The organism is Aquipseudomonas ullengensis (genome assembly GCF_014174475.1).
Classification (GTDB): domain Bacteria; phylum Pseudomonadota; class Gammaproteobacteria; order Pseudomonadales; family Pseudomonadaceae; genus Aquipseudomonas; species Aquipseudomonas ullengensis.
This window is the reverse complement of sequence record NZ_JACJUD010000005.1, coordinates 228,355-243,775: the sequence shown is the minus strand read 5'-3', so window position 1 is coordinate 243,775 and position 15,421 is coordinate 228,355. Positions and strand designations below refer to the sequence as shown.

Annotated in this window: 17 protein-coding genes; 5 read left to right on the top strand and 12 right to left on the bottom strand. The window is 63.8% G+C overall.

Annotated elements, in window-relative coordinates; genetic code table 11:
• Positions 1-110: 110 nt before the first annotated feature.
• Positions 111-2,720 carry a bifunctional aconitate hydratase 2/2-methylisocitrate dehydratase gene (gene acnB / locus H3H51_RS16220; protein ID WP_183090100.1) on the bottom strand — a complete coding sequence of 870 codons (2,610 nt, stop codon included), beginning with the start codon at positions 2,718-2,720 and terminating at the stop codon, positions 111-113.
• 458 nt (positions 2,721-3,178) lie between these two features.
• On the opposite strand from acnB, the gene H3H51_RS16215 reads away from it, so the two are divergent.
• Positions 3,179-3,655, top strand: a complete 477-nt coding sequence (locus tag H3H51_RS16215; protein WP_183090099.1) for a DUF1289 domain-containing protein — start codon at positions 3,179-3,181, stop codon at positions 3,653-3,655.
• A 60-nt stretch (positions 3,656-3,715) separates the two neighbouring features.
• Here the strand turns inward: H3H51_RS16215 and H3H51_RS16210 are convergent, their stop codons facing one another.
• Entirely contained in the window at positions 3,716-4,579 is an 864-nt protein-coding gene (locus H3H51_RS16210) for a universal stress protein (RefSeq protein WP_183090098.1), read from the bottom strand.
• A 214-nt stretch (positions 4,580-4,793) separates the two neighbouring features.
• On the opposite strand from H3H51_RS16210, the gene miaE reads away from it, so the two are divergent.
• Positions 4,794-5,399 (top strand): tRNA-(ms[2]io[6]A)-hydroxylase, encoded by a 606-nt coding sequence (gene miaE / locus H3H51_RS16205; RefSeq protein WP_183090097.1) that lies wholly within the window; start codon positions 4,794-4,796, stop codon positions 5,397-5,399.
• A gap of 64 nt (positions 5,400-5,463) precedes the next feature.
• On the opposite strand, the gene H3H51_RS16200 is transcribed toward miaE, so the two are convergent.
• The 3 genes from H3H51_RS16200 to pyrC all read right to left on the bottom strand — a co-directional run bounded on the left by H3H51_RS16200 (position 5,464) and on the right by pyrC (position 7,571).
• Positions 5,464-5,685, bottom strand: a complete 222-nt coding sequence (locus tag H3H51_RS16200; RefSeq protein ID WP_183090096.1) for a bacterioferritin-associated ferredoxin — start codon at positions 5,683-5,685, stop codon at positions 5,464-5,466.
• A gap of 168 nt (positions 5,686-5,853) precedes the next feature.
• Positions 5,854-6,528 carry a ribonuclease T gene (gene rnt / locus H3H51_RS16195; protein WP_183090095.1) on the bottom strand — a complete coding sequence of 225 codons (675 nt, stop codon included), beginning with the start codon at positions 6,526-6,528 and terminating at the stop codon, positions 5,854-5,856.
• On the bottom strand, positions 6,525-7,571 hold the full coding sequence (gene pyrC / locus H3H51_RS16190) for a dihydroorotase (RefSeq protein ID WP_183090094.1): 1,047 nt from the start codon (positions 7,569-7,571) through the stop codon (positions 6,525-6,527). The genes rnt and pyrC overlap by 4 nt, the downstream gene beginning before the upstream one ends.
• A 184-nt stretch (positions 7,572-7,755) precedes the next feature.
• Here pyrC and H3H51_RS16185 point away from each other — a divergent pair, with 184 nt between their 5' ends.
• The 3 genes from H3H51_RS16185 (at position 7,756) to gloA (ending at position 10,485) form a co-directional block, all read left to right on the top strand.
• Entirely contained in the window at positions 7,756-8,661 is a 906-nt protein-coding gene (locus H3H51_RS16185) for a flagellar protein MotY (protein WP_220791056.1), read from the top strand.
• 119 nt (positions 8,662-8,780) lie between these two features.
• Positions 8,781-9,998, top strand: a complete 1,218-nt coding sequence (locus H3H51_RS16180; RefSeq protein ID WP_183090092.1) for an argininosuccinate synthase — start codon at positions 8,781-8,783, stop codon at positions 9,996-9,998.
• A gap of 94 nt (positions 9,999-10,092) precedes the next feature.
• Positions 10,093-10,485, top strand: coding sequence for a lactoylglutathione lyase (gene gloA, locus H3H51_RS16175; RefSeq protein ID WP_183090091.1), 393 nt, complete (start codon positions 10,093-10,095; stop codon positions 10,483-10,485).
• 60 nt (positions 10,486-10,545) lie between these two features.
• Here gloA and H3H51_RS16170 read toward each other — a convergent pair whose 3' ends face one another.
• From H3H51_RS16170 to H3H51_RS16140, 7 genes are all read right to left on the bottom strand, one after another.
• Positions 10,546-10,734: a PA3496 family putative envelope integrity protein gene (locus H3H51_RS16170; protein WP_183090090.1), complete on the bottom strand. Its 189-nt coding sequence runs from the start codon at positions 10,732-10,734 to the stop codon at positions 10,546-10,548.
• 105 nt (positions 10,735-10,839) lie between these two features.
• A complete protein-coding gene (gene nth / locus H3H51_RS16165) occupies positions 10,840-11,478 on the bottom strand; it encodes an endonuclease III (protein WP_183090089.1) in 639 nt (212 codons plus the stop codon).
• Positions 11,475-12,050 carry an Rnf-Nqr domain containing protein gene (locus H3H51_RS16160; protein ID WP_183090088.1) on the bottom strand — a complete coding sequence of 192 codons (576 nt, stop codon included), beginning with the start codon at positions 12,048-12,050 and terminating at the stop codon, positions 11,475-11,477. Before H3H51_RS16160 ends, nth begins: the two co-directional genes overlap by 4 nt.
• Entirely contained in the window at positions 12,047-12,658 is a 612-nt protein-coding gene (locus tag H3H51_RS16155; RefSeq protein ID WP_183090087.1) for an RnfABCDGE type electron transport complex subunit G, read from the bottom strand. The genes H3H51_RS16160 and H3H51_RS16155 overlap by 4 nt, the downstream gene beginning before the upstream one ends.
• Positions 12,655-13,677, bottom strand: a complete 1,023-nt coding sequence (locus tag H3H51_RS16150; protein ID WP_183090086.1) for an RnfABCDGE type electron transport complex subunit D — start codon at positions 13,675-13,677, stop codon at positions 12,655-12,657. The genes H3H51_RS16155 and H3H51_RS16150 overlap by 4 nt, the downstream gene beginning before the upstream one ends.
• Positions 13,658-14,809 carry an electron transport complex subunit RsxB gene (rsxB, locus tag H3H51_RS16145; RefSeq protein WP_183090085.1) on the bottom strand — a complete coding sequence of 384 codons (1,152 nt, stop codon included), beginning with the start codon at positions 14,807-14,809 and terminating at the stop codon, positions 13,658-13,660. The genes H3H51_RS16150 and rsxB overlap by 20 nt, the downstream gene beginning before the upstream one ends.
• Positions 14,806-15,357, bottom strand: a complete 552-nt coding sequence (locus H3H51_RS16140; protein WP_183090084.1) for an Rnf-Nqr domain containing protein — start codon at positions 15,355-15,357, stop codon at positions 14,806-14,808. The genes rsxB and H3H51_RS16140 overlap by 4 nt, the downstream gene beginning before the upstream one ends.
• Positions 15,358-15,421 lie beyond the last annotated feature (64 nt).

The window sequence follows — 15,421 nt, the reverse complement described above, 5'->3', positions numbered from 1 at the left end:
CTTCGCAATGCAGCCCGGCTGGGCCTTATTACCTCCGACCTGCGAGTGGACAAATTCGATCCATAAAAAAAGCCCCGCACAAGGCGGGGCTTTTTCATTGCGGGTAACGCTTAGATCTGTACAGCAGGGATCTTGGCCTTAGCAGCCGCGTCGCGGAACTCGGCGATCTGGTCGAAGCTCAGGTAGCGGTAAACGTCGGCAGCCATGCTGTCGATGTTCTTCGCGTACTCCATGTACTCCTCGACGGTCGGCAGTTTGCCGGTGATCGAAGCAACCGCTGCCAGTTCGGCAGAGGCCAGGTACACGTTGGTGGCGTCGCCCAGGCGGTTCGGGAAGTTACGGGTCGACGTGGAGACCACGGTCGAACCGGTCTGTACGCGTGCCTGATTACCCATGCACAGCGAGCAGCCCGGCATTTCCATGCGCGCGCCAGCCTTGCCGTAGATGCCGTAGTAGCCTTCTTCGGTCAGCTGGTGAGCGTCCATCTTGGTAGGCGGAGCCAGCCACAGACGGGTCGGAATGCCACCCTTGACCTTGTCCAGCAGCTTACCGGCAGCGCGGAAGTGGCCGATGTTGGTCATGCACGAACCGATGAACACTTCGTCGATCTTCTCACCGGCAACGGTGGACAGCAGACGGGCGTCGTCCGGGTCGTTCGGCGCGCAGAGCACAGGCTCTTTGACGTCGGCCAGGTCGATCTCGATGATCTCGGCGTACTCGGCGTCCTTGTCGGCTTCCAGCAGTTGCGGGTTGGCCAGCCAGGCTTCCATGGCTTTGGCACGACGTTCCAGGGTACGAGCGTCGCCGTAACCTTCGCCGATCATCCAGCGCAGCATGGTGATGTTGGAGCGCAGGTACTCGGCGATGGCCTTTTCCGGCAGCTTGATGGTGCAACCGGCAGCGGAGCGCTCGGCCGAGGCGTCGGACAGCTCGAAAGCCTGTTCAACGGTCAGCTCGTCCAGACCTTCGATCTCGAGGATGCGGCCGGAGAAGGCGTTGATCTTGCCCTTCTTCTCGACGGTCAGCAGGCCAGCCTTGATTGCGTAGTAAGGGATGGCATGGACCAGGTCACGCAGGGTGATGCCCGGCTGCAGCTTACCCTTGAAGCGCACCAGTACCGACTCCGGCATGTCCAGCGGCATGACGCCGGTGGCTGCGGCGAAGGCGACCAGGCCGGAACCGGCCGGGAAGGAGATGCCCATCGGGAAGCGGGTGTGCGAGTCGCCACCGGTACCCACGGTGTCCGGCAGCAGCATGCGGTTCAGCCAGCTGTGGATGATGCCGTCGCCCGGACGCAGGGACACACCGCCGCGGGTCATGATGAAGTCCGGCAGGGTGTGGTGGGTGTTGACGTCGATCGGCTTGGGATAAGCCGCGGTGTGGCAGAAGGACTGCATCACCAGGTCAGCGGAGAAGCCCAGGCACGCCAGGTCTTTCAGCTCGTCGCGGGTCATCGGGCCAGTGGTGTCCTGGGAGCCGACGGTGGTCATCTTCGGTTCGCAGTAGGTGCCCGGACGGACGCCTTTGCCTTCCTGCAGACCGCAGGCGCGGCCAACCATCTTCTGCGCCAGGGTGAAACCCTTGCCGCTATCAACCGGGGATTCCGGCTTCTTGAACAGGGTGGACGGAGCCAGGCCCAGCTCGGCGCGGGCTTTCTCGGTCAGGCCACGGCCAACGATCAGCGGGATTCGGCCGCCGGCGCGAACTTCGTCGAGCAGCACGTCGGTTTTCAGCTGGAAGCTGGTGACCAGTTCGTCGCTGCCATGACGGCGTACTTCACCCTTGTACGGGTAGACGTCAATGGCGTCGCCCATGGCCAGGTTGCTGCAGTCGAATTCGATCGGCAGGGCGCCGGCGTCTTCCATGGTGTTGTAGAAGATCGGGGCGATCTTGGTGCCGAAGCAGAAGCCACCAGCGCGCTTGTTCGGCACGTTGGGGATGTCGTCGCCGAAGAACCACAGCACCGAGTTGGTGGCGGACTTACGGGAAGAGCCGGTACCAACCACGTCACCGACGTAGGCAACCGGGAAGCCTTTGGCTTTCAGGGCTTCCATCTGCTTGATCGGGCCAACGGTGCCCGGAGCGTCCGGGTTGATGCCGTCACGGGCCATTTTCAGCATGGCCAAGGCGTGCAGCGGGATGTCCGGGCGGGACCAGGCGTCCGGAGCCGGCGACAGGTCGTCGGTGTTGGTTTCGCCGGTGACCTTGAACACGGTCAGGGTGACTTTTTCCGGGACGGCAGGGCGGTTCTGGAACCACTCGCCTTCGGCCCAGGAGGCCAGCACGGCTTTGGCGTTGGCATTGCCAGCCTTGGCTTTCTCGGAAACGTCGTGGAAGGCGTCGAACATCAGCAGGGTGTGCTTCAGTTGCTCGGCGGCAACGGCCGACAGCTCGGCGTCGTCCAGCAGCTCAACCATGGTGGTGATGTTGTAGCCACCTTGCATGGTGCCCAGCAGCTCGACAGCGCGAGTCTTGCTCAGCAGCGGGGAGCTGACTTCGCCCTTGGCCAGGGCAGAGAGGAAACCGGCCTTGACGTAGGCAGCTTCGTCCACGCCAGCAGGTACGCGGTTGGTGATCAGGTCAACCAGGAAGGCTTCTTCACCGGCTGGAGGATTCTTCAGCAGCTCGACCAGGCCTGCGGTTTGTTCGGCGTTTAGCGGCTGGGGCACGATACCCTGGGCGGCACGCTCTGCTACGTGGTTGCGATAGGCTTCAAGCACAGTTATTACCCTCATCAGTGGTCGCGGTGGCTCGCGACGCTCATCCAGAAAACCATCGCACATTGCGCCGCGGTGCTTTTTGAGCACCCTGGCCAGTGTGTCGATAGCCTCATACAAGAAGCTGTTTTCAAAGTTTTACGCCGCCGGAACAGGGGCGATGAGGGCTGGCGCAGGCTGTGAGCGGGCTCAAAAACCATACGCCAACGTCGTTCCAGGCGAATCAACTGTGCTCGTGACGCTTTGAAAACAGCTTCTGACGGACATCGACGCCAAAAAGGCCGGCCGATTCTACTGGAATAGCGCCATAAAGTTAAGGGAAAAGCCCAAGGTGGCGCGGCCGCCAACCTGCATTTCGTCTTGAAATAGGCCAGTCGACAAACGTCCGGCCGGTCAGGGTGACCCTCTGCGGCTAAGCCGCTAATATGGCCTGCCTGTTTCCGCGACTGTCTTTCCCCGCCATGTCCAATCAGCGCATCAAGACGCCCTGCGTCGGCCTCTGCTCCACGGTTTACGGCGATCTCGTATGCCGCGGCTGCAAGCGCTTCCACCATGAGGTGGTGAACTGGAACCTGTATGCCGAGGAAGAGAAGCGCGCCGTCTGGCGGCGTCTGGAGATCCTGCTGGTGCAGGTGATGCAGGGCAAGCTGGAAATCTTCGACGCCGCCAAACTGCGCCAGCAACTCGAGCAGCGCCAGGTACGCTTCGTTCCCGAACAGTCGCCGTACTGCTGGGCCTATCAGCTGATCGCGCGGGCCTCGCGGTTGATCAACCGCCTGGACGCCTATGGTGTGGCGCTGATGCCGGAGTTCCGTGAGTGGGAGCTGCCGGCCCTGCGTGAGGCGATTGATCGCGAGTTCTTCCTGCTTTCCGAAGCGCATTACGAGCGCTACATCGCCCCGAAATTTCTCCGCGAAGGCGTCGAAAGCCGCGTCTGAATAGATGTCAGGCATGAAAAAGCCGCCCGAGGGCGGCTTTTTTCTGGGCGTCGCCCGGGTTCAGCGTTGTGCGACCAGTTCTTCCAGATGAGCAATGATGCTGTCCGGCTTGAGCACCAGGACATCGCTTTCCAGGGTGTCGAGCACGACTTCGGCGGTGTTGCCGATGAGGGCGCCCGACAGGCCGGTACGGGCCACGGTACCGATCACGGTGACCACTGCCTTGAGCTTCTCGGCGGTATAGGGAATCAGCACGTCAGCCGGGCCTTCTTCGATATGCAGGCGCTCGTTGCTGACGTCGTATTCAGCCTGGAAGGCGGCGCATTGCTCGCGGTAGCGCGCCTCGATGGTTTCCTTGAGCTGGAAGGTCGGGTCCGCCGCCGACAGCATGGGCGATGGGTGGGCGCTGATCACATGCAGGGTGGCGTTGGCCAGGCTGGCGATATCGTAGCCATGGCTGACGATGCTGGCGTGCAGGGTGCGGTGTTCGTTGTCGCGGTTACCCACGTCGACAGCGGCCAGGATGATGCCGTTGGTCCAGGGGGTATCGGTTTTCACCATCAGCACTGGCGACGGGCAGTAACGCAGCAGCTTCCAGTCTTCCGGGGTGAGGATCGCCTTTTTCAGCGGGTTGTCCGGCACGTGCTGCTTGATGACCAGCTCGCAGCCTTCGGCCTGCTGCACGGCAATGACCGTCTGGTAGGGGCTTTCATGCCAGTTCTGCTGGGCGCTGACGCTGAAGCCTTCCTGCTCCAGCGCGGTCTTGGCGTCGTTGAGGTAGGCGCTGTGGTCCTGCTTCTTTTCCACCACCAGCAGGTGCAGGTGCGATTGGGTGACGCCGGCAATCAGCTTGGCTCGTTTCAGGGCCAGGCCTGCGGGCTGTTGCGGGTCCACTACCACCAGAATGCTGCGAATGGCTTGCATGAGCTTTTCCCTGTGCGTGAATGCATGATTACGGCCCCACTATAGAAGCAGCCGTGGACGACGCACTTGATCCGTGTCACGACATCACTGGCTCTGCGCGTCGGCATTCGTATAATGGCGCGCCCTGATCCGGCCTGCCAGCACCTTGCGTGGGCGCATTGTCGCAGCGTGCGACGGTGAGGGGCGTTGCCGCTCTATAACGGAAAGCCTGCCTGTGAACCTGCCTGAAATTCATGAATTCCTTGGATGCCGGACGCCCGATGCCTGGGTCCAGGCTGCGCTTGCCGATCAGGAAACCCTGCTGATCGATCACAAGAACAACGAATTCAAGGCCGCGGCCTCGGCGATGGCGTTGATCGCCAAATACGGCACGCAGCTGGATCTGATCAATTTCATGTCGCGCCTGGCCCGCGAGGAGCTGGTACACCACGAGCAGGTGCTGCGCATCATGAAGAAGCGCAAGATCGACCTGCGCCCGCTGTCGGCGGCGCGTTACGCCTCTGGCTTGCGTAAGGTCGTGCGTAATCATGAGCCGGCCAAGCTGGTGGACACTCTGGTTGTGGGCGCTTTTATCGAGGCGCGCTCCTGCGAGCGCTTCGAAGCCCTTGTGCCGCACCTGGATGAAGAACTGGGCAAGTTCTATGGCGGTCTGCTCAAGTCCGAAGCGCGGCATTTTCAGGGCTATCTGAAATTGGCCTATCAGTACGGTGATGTGGCCGATGTGGAGCGGGTCATAGGTCTGGTGCGCGAGGCCGAGCGCGAGCTGATTGAGTCGCCGGATATTGAATTCCGCTTCCATAGCGGTGTGCCAGCCGTCTGATTACGGTAAATGGCAGGCATAAAAAAGCCGGACTCGAAATCCGGCTTTTTTGTGGATGCTTGCCTCAGGCGGCGACGAAGCTGGCGGCCGGGTAGGCGAGGGCGGCCTGGCTGCTCTGCACTTCATTGAGCGTTTCGCGCACGACTTGTTTGGCCAGGCAGGCACATTTGCCACACTGGCTGGCGACGCCGAGCGTTTCGCGCACGTCGCGGTAGCTGCAGCAACCTTCGAAGATCGCGTCGCGGATTTGACCGTCAGTCACACCTTGGCAGAGGCAAACGTACATAGGCAGGCTCGGGCGGAAATGGGTTGCTGTTGGCGACTGATACTAATGTTAATGAGAATGCTTGTCAAAACTTGCTGTGAGGTTTTCCCGTTTTGCTGTGGAGGGCAAGGCGACTAGGCAGAAATAAAAAACCCGGCCAGGGCCGGGTTTTGTGGGTGCAGTGCCGACTCAGTGGTCGAATTCGTCCCAGCCGCCCATCTCTTTCCAGCGGTTGACGATGCCGCAGAACAGCTCGGCGGTCTTCTCGGTGTCGTAGCGTGCGGAGTGTGCTTCCTTGCCGTCGAAGGCGATGCCGGCGGTCTGGCAGGCCTTGGCCAGTACGGTCTGGCCGTAGGCGAGGCCGGCCAGGGTGGCGGTATCGAAGCTGGAGAAGGGGTGGAACGGGTTGCGCTTGAGGTCGCAGCGCGCCACCGCGGCATTGAGGAATCCGAGGTCGAAGTTGCTGTTGTGGCCGACCAGGATCGCGCGCTTGCAGCCATTGGCTTTGATCGACTTGCGCAGGCCGCGGAAAATCTCGGTCAGTGCATGCTCTTCGGTTACTGCCATGCGCAGCGGGTGGTCGAGCTTGATGCCGGTGAACTCCAGGGCTGCCTGCTCGATATTGGCGCCGGCGAAAGGCTCCACGCGGAAGAAGTGCGTGTGATCCGGATAAAGAAAGCCGCCTTCATCCATGGCGATGGTGGTCGCGGCGATTTCCAGCAGGGCGTCGGTGGCGCAGTTGAAGCCGCCGGTTTCGACATCCACCACTACCGGCAGGTAGCCACGAAAGCGTGCGGCCATCGGGTGGCGGGGGCCGGAGGGCAGGCTGCCGTCTAGTTCTTCGTCGAAATTTTCTTCGCTCACGCGTGGTTCTCCAGCAGGCGCCAGCGCAGGTTCTCACCGGCGCGCAGGGGGATGACGGTCAGCTCGCCCAGCGGCAGGCTGGCCGGAGCGGTCCACTCTTCACGCACCAGGGTGATGCGATCGGTGTTGCGCGGCAGATTGTAGAAGTCCGGGCCGAAGTGGCTGGCGAAGGCTTCCAGCTTGTCCAGCGCATCGCGCTGTTCGAAGGCTTCGGCGTACAGCTCGATGGCGGCATAGGCGGTGTAGCAGCCGGCGCAGCCGCAGGCGGCTTCCTTGGCATGTTGGGCGTGCGGTGCCGAATCGGTACCGAGGAAGAACTTGGCGCTGCCGCTGGTGGCCGCATCCAGCAGGGCTTCCTGGTGGGTGTTGCGCTTGAGGATCGGCAGGCAATAGAAGTGCGGGCGAATGCCGCCAACCAGCATGTGATTACGGTTGTACAGCAGGTGATGGGCGGTGATGGTGGCGCCCACGTTGGCCGGTGCGGCGTTGACGAACTGCACGGCGTCACCGGTGGTGATGTGCTCGAACACCATGTTCAGCGTAGGGAAGCGCTCGACCACGCGTACCAGATGCTCGTCGATGAAGCGCTTCTCGCGGTCGAACACGTCGACTTCGGCGCGTGTCACTTCACCATGAACCAGCAGCGGCAGGCCGACTTCGGCCATCGCCTCCAGTACCGGGAAGATCTTGTCGATGCTGGTCACGCCGGAATCGGAGTTGGTGGTCGCGCCGGCGGGGTAGAGCTTGGCCGCGTGGACGAAACCACTGGCCTTGGCCTCACGGACTTCGGCAGGCGTGGTGCGGTCGGTGAGGTACAGCACCATCAGCGGCTCGAAGCGGCTGCCGGCGGGGCGTGCGGCGAGAATGCGCTGGCGATAGGCATCGGCTTCGGCGGCATTGCGCACCGGCGGCACCAGGTTCGGCATGATAATGGCACGGGCGAACGTGCGGGCAACGTCCTGGACGGTGTGCTGCAGAACGGCTCCATCGCGCAGGTGGATGTGCCAATCGTCGGGGCGCAGCAGGGTAATACGGTCTGACATGGGGGATTCCGGACGGGTGAAACGTGGCGCGAATGCTACCGGAAAAGCCTCTTGCAGGCACGGGCTATCAAGTTTTGCCGGGGCTGGACGATACCTCTTGGGAATGCCGTTTTTCCCTGTGGAGCCTGTCGTGCGCCAGCCCCGTCTTGCCCTTATTAGCCTGCTCGCCTGCCTGCCCTGGTGCATGCCGGCGTCGGCTATCACTTTTCAGACGCGCATGGAGCGGGTGGAGTGGAAGGTCGAGGGCGATCAGTTCGAGTGCCGTCTGACCCAACCCGTGGCGGACTTTGGCAGTGGTGAATTTGTCCGCCGCGCGGGTGAACAGGCAACCTTCCGTCTGAAAATGCGCGAGCGCTGGCTCGGCCCTGGCTCGGCTACCTTGCTGGCTGCCGCCGCCCCCTGGCAGGCCGGGCGTGGCGATATCAACCTGGGCGCGCTCGCGGTGGGCAGCGGCGCCGTGCCGTTCAACAGCAATCAGGAGCAGGCCGGACGCCTGCTCGCCGGGCTGATGGAAGGGCGCAGCCCGCTGGTGCGCCATCGCACCTTGCAGGGCGGTGATAGCATCGAGGTGCGACTGCTGCCGATCCGTTTCAATCAGGCCTACAGCGATTACCTGAAGTGCACGGCAGGCTTGCTGCCGGTCAATTTCGACCAGATTCGCCAGACCCAGATCGGTTTCTCCGGCGGCGGCACGGCGCTGGACCCGCTGGGGCAGGCCAAGCTCGACATCATCCTCGACTTCCTCAAGGCCGATCCCAGCGTCAACCGCATCCAGCTCGATGGCCACTCCGATAACAGCGGCAGCCGCCTGACCAATCGCGACACCTCGCGCCGCCGCGCACTGGCGGTGGAGGAGTACCTCAAGGCCAATGGCGTCGCGGCCGAGCAGATTCTGGTGCGCTTCCATGGCGAACGCTACCCGCTGGCGCCGAACAACAGCGAGAGCAACCGGGCGAAGAACCGCCGGGTGACCATGACCCTGTCCCGCGAGGCCGTGCCGGAAACCCCGGCTGAAACCGCGCCGGCCACGCCGCCTGCTGCCGAGCCCGCAGCGCCGGCGCCTCCAGCCAAGGCCGCCAGCCTTTCCTGAAGTCGCGCCCGCACACAAATTTGTCGCTTTGTCGCCAGTGTCTGTCGCGCCCCTGTAAATCAGCGGGCGCGGCCGGTAGAATCGCGGGTTTTCCGTACAACCCCGTGGAGTTGATTGGCATGGCGGACGTTAAGAAGGTAGTTCTGGCCTATTCCGGTGGTCTGGATACCTCGGTAATTCTCAAGTGGCTGCAGGACACCTATGAATGCGAAGTGGTGACCTTCACCGCTGACCTGGGCCAAGGCGAAGAAGTCGAGCCGGCACGCGCCAAGGCTCAGGCCATGGGCGTCAAGGAAATCTACATCGACGACCTGCGCGAAGAGTTCGTGCGTGATTTCGTCTACCCGATGTTCCGCGCCAACACCGTCTACGAAGGCGAGTACCTGCTGGGCACCTCCATCGCCCGTCCGCTGATCGCCAAGCGCCTGATCGAAATCGCCAACGAGACCGGCGCCGACGCCATTTCCCACGGCGCCACCGGCAAAGGCAACGACCAGGTTCGCTTCGAACTCGGCGCTTATGCGCTCAAGCCCGGTGTAAAAGTGATTGCTCCGTGGCGCGAGTGGGACCTGCTGTCCCGCGAGAAGCTGATGGACTACGCCGAGAAGCACGCCATCCCGATCGAGCGTCACGGCAAGAAGAAGTCGCCGTACTCCATGGATGCCAACCTGCTGCACATCTCCTATGAAGGTGGCGTGCTGGAAGACACCTGGACCGAGCACGAAGAAGACATGTGGAAATGGACCGTCTCGCCTGAGAACGCTCCAGACAAGCCGACCTACCTGGAACTCACCTACCGCAACGGCGACATCGTCGCCCTCGACGGTGTGGAAATGAGCCCGGCCACCGTACTGGCCACGCTGAACAAAATCGGCGGCGAGAACGGTATCGGTCGTCTCGACATCGTGGAAAACCGCTATGTCGGCATGAAGTCCCGCGGCTGCTACGAAACCCCTGGCGGCACCATCATGCTGCGCGCCCACCGTGCGATCGAATCGATCACCCTGGACCGTGAAGTCGCTCACCTGAAAGACGAGCTGATGCCCAAGTACGCCAGCCTGATCTACACCGGCTACTGGTGGAGCCCGGAGCGTCTGATGCTGCAACAGATGATCGACGCCTCCCAGGCCCACGTGAATGGTGTGGTTCGCCTGAAGCTGTACAAAGGCAACGTCATTGTCACCGGTCGCAAGTCCGATGAGTCGCTGTTCGACGCCAACATCGCCACCTTCGAAGAAGACGGCGGCGCATACAACCAGGCCGACGCGGCGGGCTTCATCAAGCTCAACGCGCTGCGCATGCGCATCGCTGCTGGCAAGGGTCGCAAGCTGTTCTGATAAGCTTGAGCACCTGAGCCAGACAAGCCCCGGCCATGAGCCGGGGTTTGCTTTTATGAGCCCGGTAAACGGGCCGCTGATGAGGAGACATTCGATGAGACTACTGCATACCATGCTGCGCGTCGGCGATATGGATAAGTCCATCGCTTTCTACACCGAAGTGCTGGGCATGACCTTGCTGCGTCGCAAGGATTATCCGGATGGGCAGTTCACCCTGGCCTTCGTCGGTTACGGCAACGAAGCCGAAAACAGTGTGATCGAGTTGACCTACAACTGGGGTGTCGAGCAGTACGAGCTGGGCACCGGCTATGGCCATATCGCCCTGGAAGTGGCCGATGTCTACAAGGCCTGCGAGGACATTCGCAGCCGCGGCGGCAAGATCACCCGCGAGCCGGGCCCGATGAAGCACGGCAGCAGCATCCTGGCCTTCGTCGAAGATCCGGATGGCTACAAGATCGAGCTGCTCTCGCCGCAGCGCGGCGACTGAGCTCGGCTGATAATGAAAAAGCCCCGCATTGGCGGGGCTTTTTTATGCATCAGTAATTCATCAGAGATCGAAGTCGTAGTCGCCGAGCTGTTTGCGCAGGCGGCGCTCATCCAGCAGGTTGTCGATGATGCGGCGCTTGGCCAGGTTGGTCTTGGCGACTTCTACGACAGGGCGCTCGGTGCTTGGCTCTTCCGCGTCCTCGGCGACAAAGTCATCTTCGATTTCGAGGTTCTCTTTGTCTGTACTCATCGGTCCACTCCAGCGTTTGGGCTGTCTTGGCGCCCCTTATAGCGACAAAGCCGGAGTCGGTAAAAAAGATTTTCTCAATCGACGTCTTGAATAATCTCGGTTCGCTCAATCGTCCGAGGTTTTTGCCTTGTACTCGCACAGGTCTTCGATCCGGCAGCTGCCGCAGCGCGGTTTGCGTGCCTGGCAGACATAGCGGCCATGCAGGATCAGCCAGTGGTGGGCGTCGAGGAGGAACTCCTTGGGCACGAACTTGAGCAGCTTCTGCTCCACTTCGACCACGTTCTTGCCCGGTGCGATGCCGGTGCGGTTGCTGACGCGGAAGATGTGCGTGTCCACGGCCATGGCCAGTTGGCGGAAGGCGGTGTTGAGGACCACGTTGGCGGTCTTGCGGCCGACACCGGGCAGGGCTTCCAGCGCTTCACGGGTTTCCGGCACCTGGCTGCCGTGTTGCTCGACGAGGATGCGGCAAGTCTCGATGACGTTCTTCGCCTTGCTGTTGAACAGGCCGATGGTCTTGATGTACTCGCTCAACCCGGCCACGCCCAGGGCGTAGATGGCTTCCGGGGTGTTGGCGACCGGGTACAGCTTGGCCGTGGCCTTGTTCACGCCGACGTCGGTGGCCTGGGCGGAAAGAATGACCGCAATCAGCAGTTCGAACGGCGTGCTGTAGGCCAGCTCGGTTTTCGGCTCGGGATTGTCTTCGTGCAGGCGACGGAAGATTTCGTGGCGTTTGGCAGCATTCATGGCGTGTCGTCGTGGTGAAAGTGGCGTGCTGCGGCCAGCAGCACGCCGAGCAGGATAAAGGCGCCGGGCGCCAGCGTCAGCAGGTGGATGCCGCCGAGGCTGGGCAGTGACAGCTGCCAGCTGGCAGCAGCAGGGCCGAACAGCCAGTCGGCATGGCTGAGCAGCGTGGCGTTGCCCAGCCCTTCGCGCAGCAGCCCGAGCAGCACCGCCAGGGCGGCGAACAGCAGGCCAGGCCGGAACCCGGCCAAAGCTGTGGTATCGCGCTGCAGCGCCAGGCCCAGGCACGGCAGGAGCAGCAGGGGCAGGAACAGGGCGAGGGCTATGAACAACTCGCTGCTGAATGTCTGCAACAGCAGGCCAGCCACGCTGAGCAGGGTCGCGCCCAGCAGCAAGGCGGCGAGTAGCAGCCCGTGTCCTTGCAGCAGGCGGCGCAGGGGCGCCATTAGCAGGCCGACAAGCGTCAGGACGGCAACGCCGATCAGGCCGATCGTGACGGCAGTGACCAGTAGCTCGGTGCTGCCCAGTAGCGCTGTCAGGCCAAGCAGGGCAAGGGTGATGTGCGGCTGGCTCATGGTTGATCCGTTCCGAGAAGCCGAACGCGTTGCGCATCGAAGAAGCGCAGCGCGCGCTGCAGGGCGTCTTTCACCGCGCGCGAGGTCACCGTGGCGCCGGCGATCTGGTCGAACTGGCCGCCATCGGCGCGCAGGCTCCAGCTTGCGCTGTCATCGCCCAGGGACTTGTTGGTGAAGCCTTGCAGCCAGGGGCTGCGCTGGCGCTCGATCAGGTCGCCGAGGCCGGGCGTTTCCCGCTGCTGCAGCACCTTGCTGCCGAGCAGGCGGCCATTCGTGCTGATCGCCACCAGCAGGTGGATGGCGCCTTCATAACCCTGCGCACTGACCGGCAGCAGCACGGCACTGGGCTGGCCATTCAGCGTGGCCAGGTAGCCGGGCTCGGCGCCTGGATTGCCGAGCAGGCCGCCGGCTTCGAGGGCAATGGGCTGGGCCAGGGGATGGTTGTCATAGCTGCCGGCCGGTAGCAGGTCGAACAGGGTGCGTTCGGCAGCGGCCTGGCGTTGTTGCTCGATAGTGGGGGCTGCCAGGTGCTGTAGGAGGGCGAGCAGGCCGGCACCGAGCAGAGCGAGCACGGCCAGCGTCGCGGTTTGTTGCCAGCGCGGGCTCATGGCGTGGCCCCGCTGTTGCGCGCGCTGGCGAGCTGCTCGAGGCGCGGCACGCAGAGGTTCATCAGCAGCACGGCGAAGGCCAGGCCGTCCGGGTAGCCGCCCCAGGTGCGGATCACATAGGTGAGCAGGCCGACGCCGATGCCGAAGTACAGGCGGCTGCGGTCACTGCCGGCGCCGCTGACCGGTTCGGTGACGATGAAGAAGGCGCCGAGCATGCTCGCGCCGCTGAACAGGTGCAGCAGCGGCGAGCCGTTGGAGTCCGAGCCGGAGCCGTTCCAGCACAGCAGGCTGATGACGAACAGTGCGCCGAGCATGCCCAGCGGCGCGTGCCAGCGGATCACTTTCTGCTGCAGCAGATACAGACCGCCGGCGAGGAAGGCCAGGTTGACCCATTCCACGCCACGCCCGCCGACGCCGCCGAAGGCCGGGTGCTGGGCGAACAGTTCGTCGATGGTCAGGCCGTCGTTGTGCTTGAGGCTGTCGAGCACGGTGGCCTGGCTCCAGCCATCGATCAGGCTGTTGCCGAAACCGAAGATCTGCTGCAACGCCGCCAGCAGGCCATGGCTGGCGCCGGGAGCGGGCCAGTGCACCATCTGCGCCGGGAAGGCGAGCAGGGCGAAGGCGTAACCGAGCATCGCCGGGTTGAACAGGTTGCGGCCGAAGCCGCCGAACAGCGATTTGCCAAACAGTGTGGCAAAGGCGGCGCTGCTGACCGTCAGCCACCAGGGCGCGTAGCTCGGCAAGGCCAGGGCCAGCAGCACGGCGCTGACCAGACCGCTGCCCTCAGCCAGGGGCGCGAGGCCGAACAGACTGTGCTCGGCTCGTGGCGAGGGTTGCTGACGCAGCGCGCGGGTCAGCCATTCGCAGGCACAGCAACTGGCGCTGGCCAGCAGCAGTTGTACCAGCAGGCCCCAGCCGTTGAACCAGAGCAACGCCAGTGCGCCGGGCAGGCAAGCGAGCAGCGCCCGCTGCAGGCTCGGGCGCGGGTCGAAGCTCAGGTCACTGTGGCTGGTAGTCATGCACGCGCTGCTCGGCATTCGCCAGGCGCTGGCGGGCCTGCTCCAGGGTGGCCGTGTCCGCCGTCTGCCGGCGCTCCAGGCGTTGCAGGTCGGCGCGGGCATAGGCCAGTTCGGTCTTCAGGTCGCGCAGTTGCCGGTCTACCGGGGCCTTGTCGGTGCGTACCAGGTTGGGCAACGGCTTGCCGCTGGCTGCTTCGGCGCTGTGCAGGGCCTGTTCGGCGTCCGCCAGGGCCTGGCGCAGGGGCTGTAACTGGCTGTCGTCCAGGCCCTGGCGCTCGGCCTTGCCCAGTTCGGCGCGGCGCATGGCCAGGGCGATCTTGGCCTGCTTGAGCGCGGCTTCGCCGGCGCTGGGTGCGCTGGCCTGAGCTGGCTGTGCGGCATCCAGCTCGCGCTGGGCCTGTTCGGCGGCCTGACGCAGGCTCTCGACCTGGTGCTGCAGTTCGACCGTACCGTGGGCTGCCAGTTGCTTCTCGGCTTTGGTCAGCGCCACCTTGGCCATGGCGGCATCGATCTTCAGGCGTTTGTAGCGGGTCTGGGCGTCGTCGCCCACTGCTTGTTGCGGCGCTTGTGGCGGGCTGCCGGCATTGCTCTGCGCTTGAGCCTGTGTGGGTTGCGCGCGGGCTGCGCGGTCGGCCAGGCGGCGTGCTTCGTCGCGGGCCAGGCGTGCCTGATGAGCCTGGTGACGGCTGCGGAACTGGTCGGCGCGCTGGCGCTGGGCATCGGCCTGTTCGGCGGGCAGGGCGATGATGTCGATGCAGTCCACCGGACAGGGCGCGACGCAGAGTTCGCAGCCGGTGCATTCGTCGGTGATCACCGTGTGCATCAGCTTGGCGGCACCGACGATGGCATCCACCGGGCAAGCCTGGATGCACTTGGTGCAGCCGATGCATTCGGCCTCGCGGATGAACGCGATCTGCGCCGGCACGGCGGGCAGCTCCAGCGGCAGCTCGGGCACCTGCAGCAGGCGCGACAGGGCATGAATGGTGGCGGTACCGCCGGGCGGGCACTTGTTGATCGCCTCGCCCTGGGCGATGCCCTCGGCGTAAGGCTTGCAGCCCGGATGGCCGCACTTGCCGCATTGGGTCTGGGGCAGCAGGGCGTCGATGGCCTGGATGCGCAAGGCGTTGTTCATATCGCCCCCAGGCCGTTGAGGCCGAGGAAGGCCATGCCCAACAGGCCGCTGCTGATCAGCAGCATCGGCGCGCCCTTGAACGGCGCGGGCACATCGCACTGCTCAAGGCGTTCCAGCAGGTCGGCGAACAGTTGCAGGATCAACCAGAAGCCCAGGCCGCTGCCCACTCCGAGCGCCAGGGCAACGGAAAAACTCGGCAGCCCTTGGCTCAGCAGCATCACGCCCACCCCGGCGCCGTTGCCCAGCAGCAGTGGCCACAGCCCAGGCTGGGCCAGTACCGGGCGCAGGCGCGCGAGCAATGCCAGGCTCAACCAGGCAAGGCAGGCCAGCAACAGCAGGCCGGCCAGCAGGTTCAGGTAATCCAGGGCCAGGTTCTGCAGCAGCTGGTGCAGCAGCCAGGCCAGCGGTGCGGTCAGCAGGAGTAACAGTGCCGCAGCCGGGCCGAGTGCCTGTAGGTGTGCAGGGCGCGACGGGTCGGCGACGGACAGGCCGAGGAGCAGGTGGTTGACCAGTGCGGCGCCGATCAGGACGGCAAGGAGTTCGGTCATGCGCGTGGATGAAGGCCGGATCGCTGAAGTTTGACCGTGGAGTGCGGTCGGGACGGAACAACCC

What these genes read in the sequence shown, in the direction of transcription:
- H3H51_RS16185 (WP_220791056.1), top strand. Translation starts at nt 7,756, where the DNA reads ATGCCGGCGTCGGCTATCACTTTTCAGACGCGCATGGAGCGGGTGGAG.
- gloA (WP_183090091.1), top strand. Translation starts at nt 10,093, where the DNA reads ATGAGACTACTGCATACCATGCTGCGCGTCGGCGATATGGATAAGTCC.
- H3H51_RS16180 (WP_183090092.1), top strand. Translation starts at nt 8,781, where the DNA reads ATGGCGGACGTTAAGAAGGTAGTTCTGGCCTATTCCGGTGGTCTGGAT.
- H3H51_RS16140 (WP_183090084.1), bottom strand. Translation starts at nt 15,357, where the DNA reads ATGACCGAACTCCTTGCCGTCCTGATCGGCGCCGCACTGGTCAACCAC.
- nth (WP_183090089.1), bottom strand. Translation starts at nt 11,478, where the DNA reads ATGAATGCTGCCAAACGCCACGAAATCTTCCGTCGCCTGCACGAAGAC.
- H3H51_RS16210 (WP_183090098.1), bottom strand. Translation starts at nt 4,579, where the DNA reads ATGCAAGCCATTCGCAGCATTCTGGTGGTAGTGGACCCGCAACAGCCC.
- pyrC (WP_183090094.1), bottom strand. Translation starts at nt 7,571, where the DNA reads ATGTCAGACCGTATTACCCTGCTGCGCCCCGACGATTGGCACATCCAC.
- H3H51_RS16200 (WP_183090096.1), bottom strand. Translation starts at nt 5,685, where the DNA reads ATGTACGTTTGCCTCTGCCAAGGTGTGACTGACGGTCAAATCCGCGAC.
- H3H51_RS16160 (WP_183090088.1), bottom strand. Translation starts at nt 12,050, where the DNA reads ATGAGCCAGCCGCACATCACCCTTGCCCTGCTTGGCCTGACAGCGCTA.
- H3H51_RS16155 (WP_183090087.1), bottom strand. Translation starts at nt 12,658, where the DNA reads ATGAGCCCGCGCTGGCAACAAACCGCGACGCTGGCCGTGCTCGCTCTG.
- H3H51_RS16170 (WP_183090090.1), bottom strand. Translation starts at nt 10,734, where the DNA reads ATGAGTACAGACAAAGAGAACCTCGAAATCGAAGATGACTTTGTCGCC.
- H3H51_RS16150 (WP_183090086.1), bottom strand. Translation starts at nt 13,677, where the DNA reads ATGACTACCAGCCACAGTGACCTGAGCTTCGACCCGCGCCCGAGCCTG.
- H3H51_RS16215 (WP_183090099.1), top strand. Translation starts at nt 3,179, where the DNA reads ATGTCCAATCAGCGCATCAAGACGCCCTGCGTCGGCCTCTGCTCCACG.
- rsxB (WP_183090085.1), bottom strand. Translation starts at nt 14,809, where the DNA reads ATGAACAACGCCTTGCGCATCCAGGCCATCGACGCCCTGCTGCCCCAG.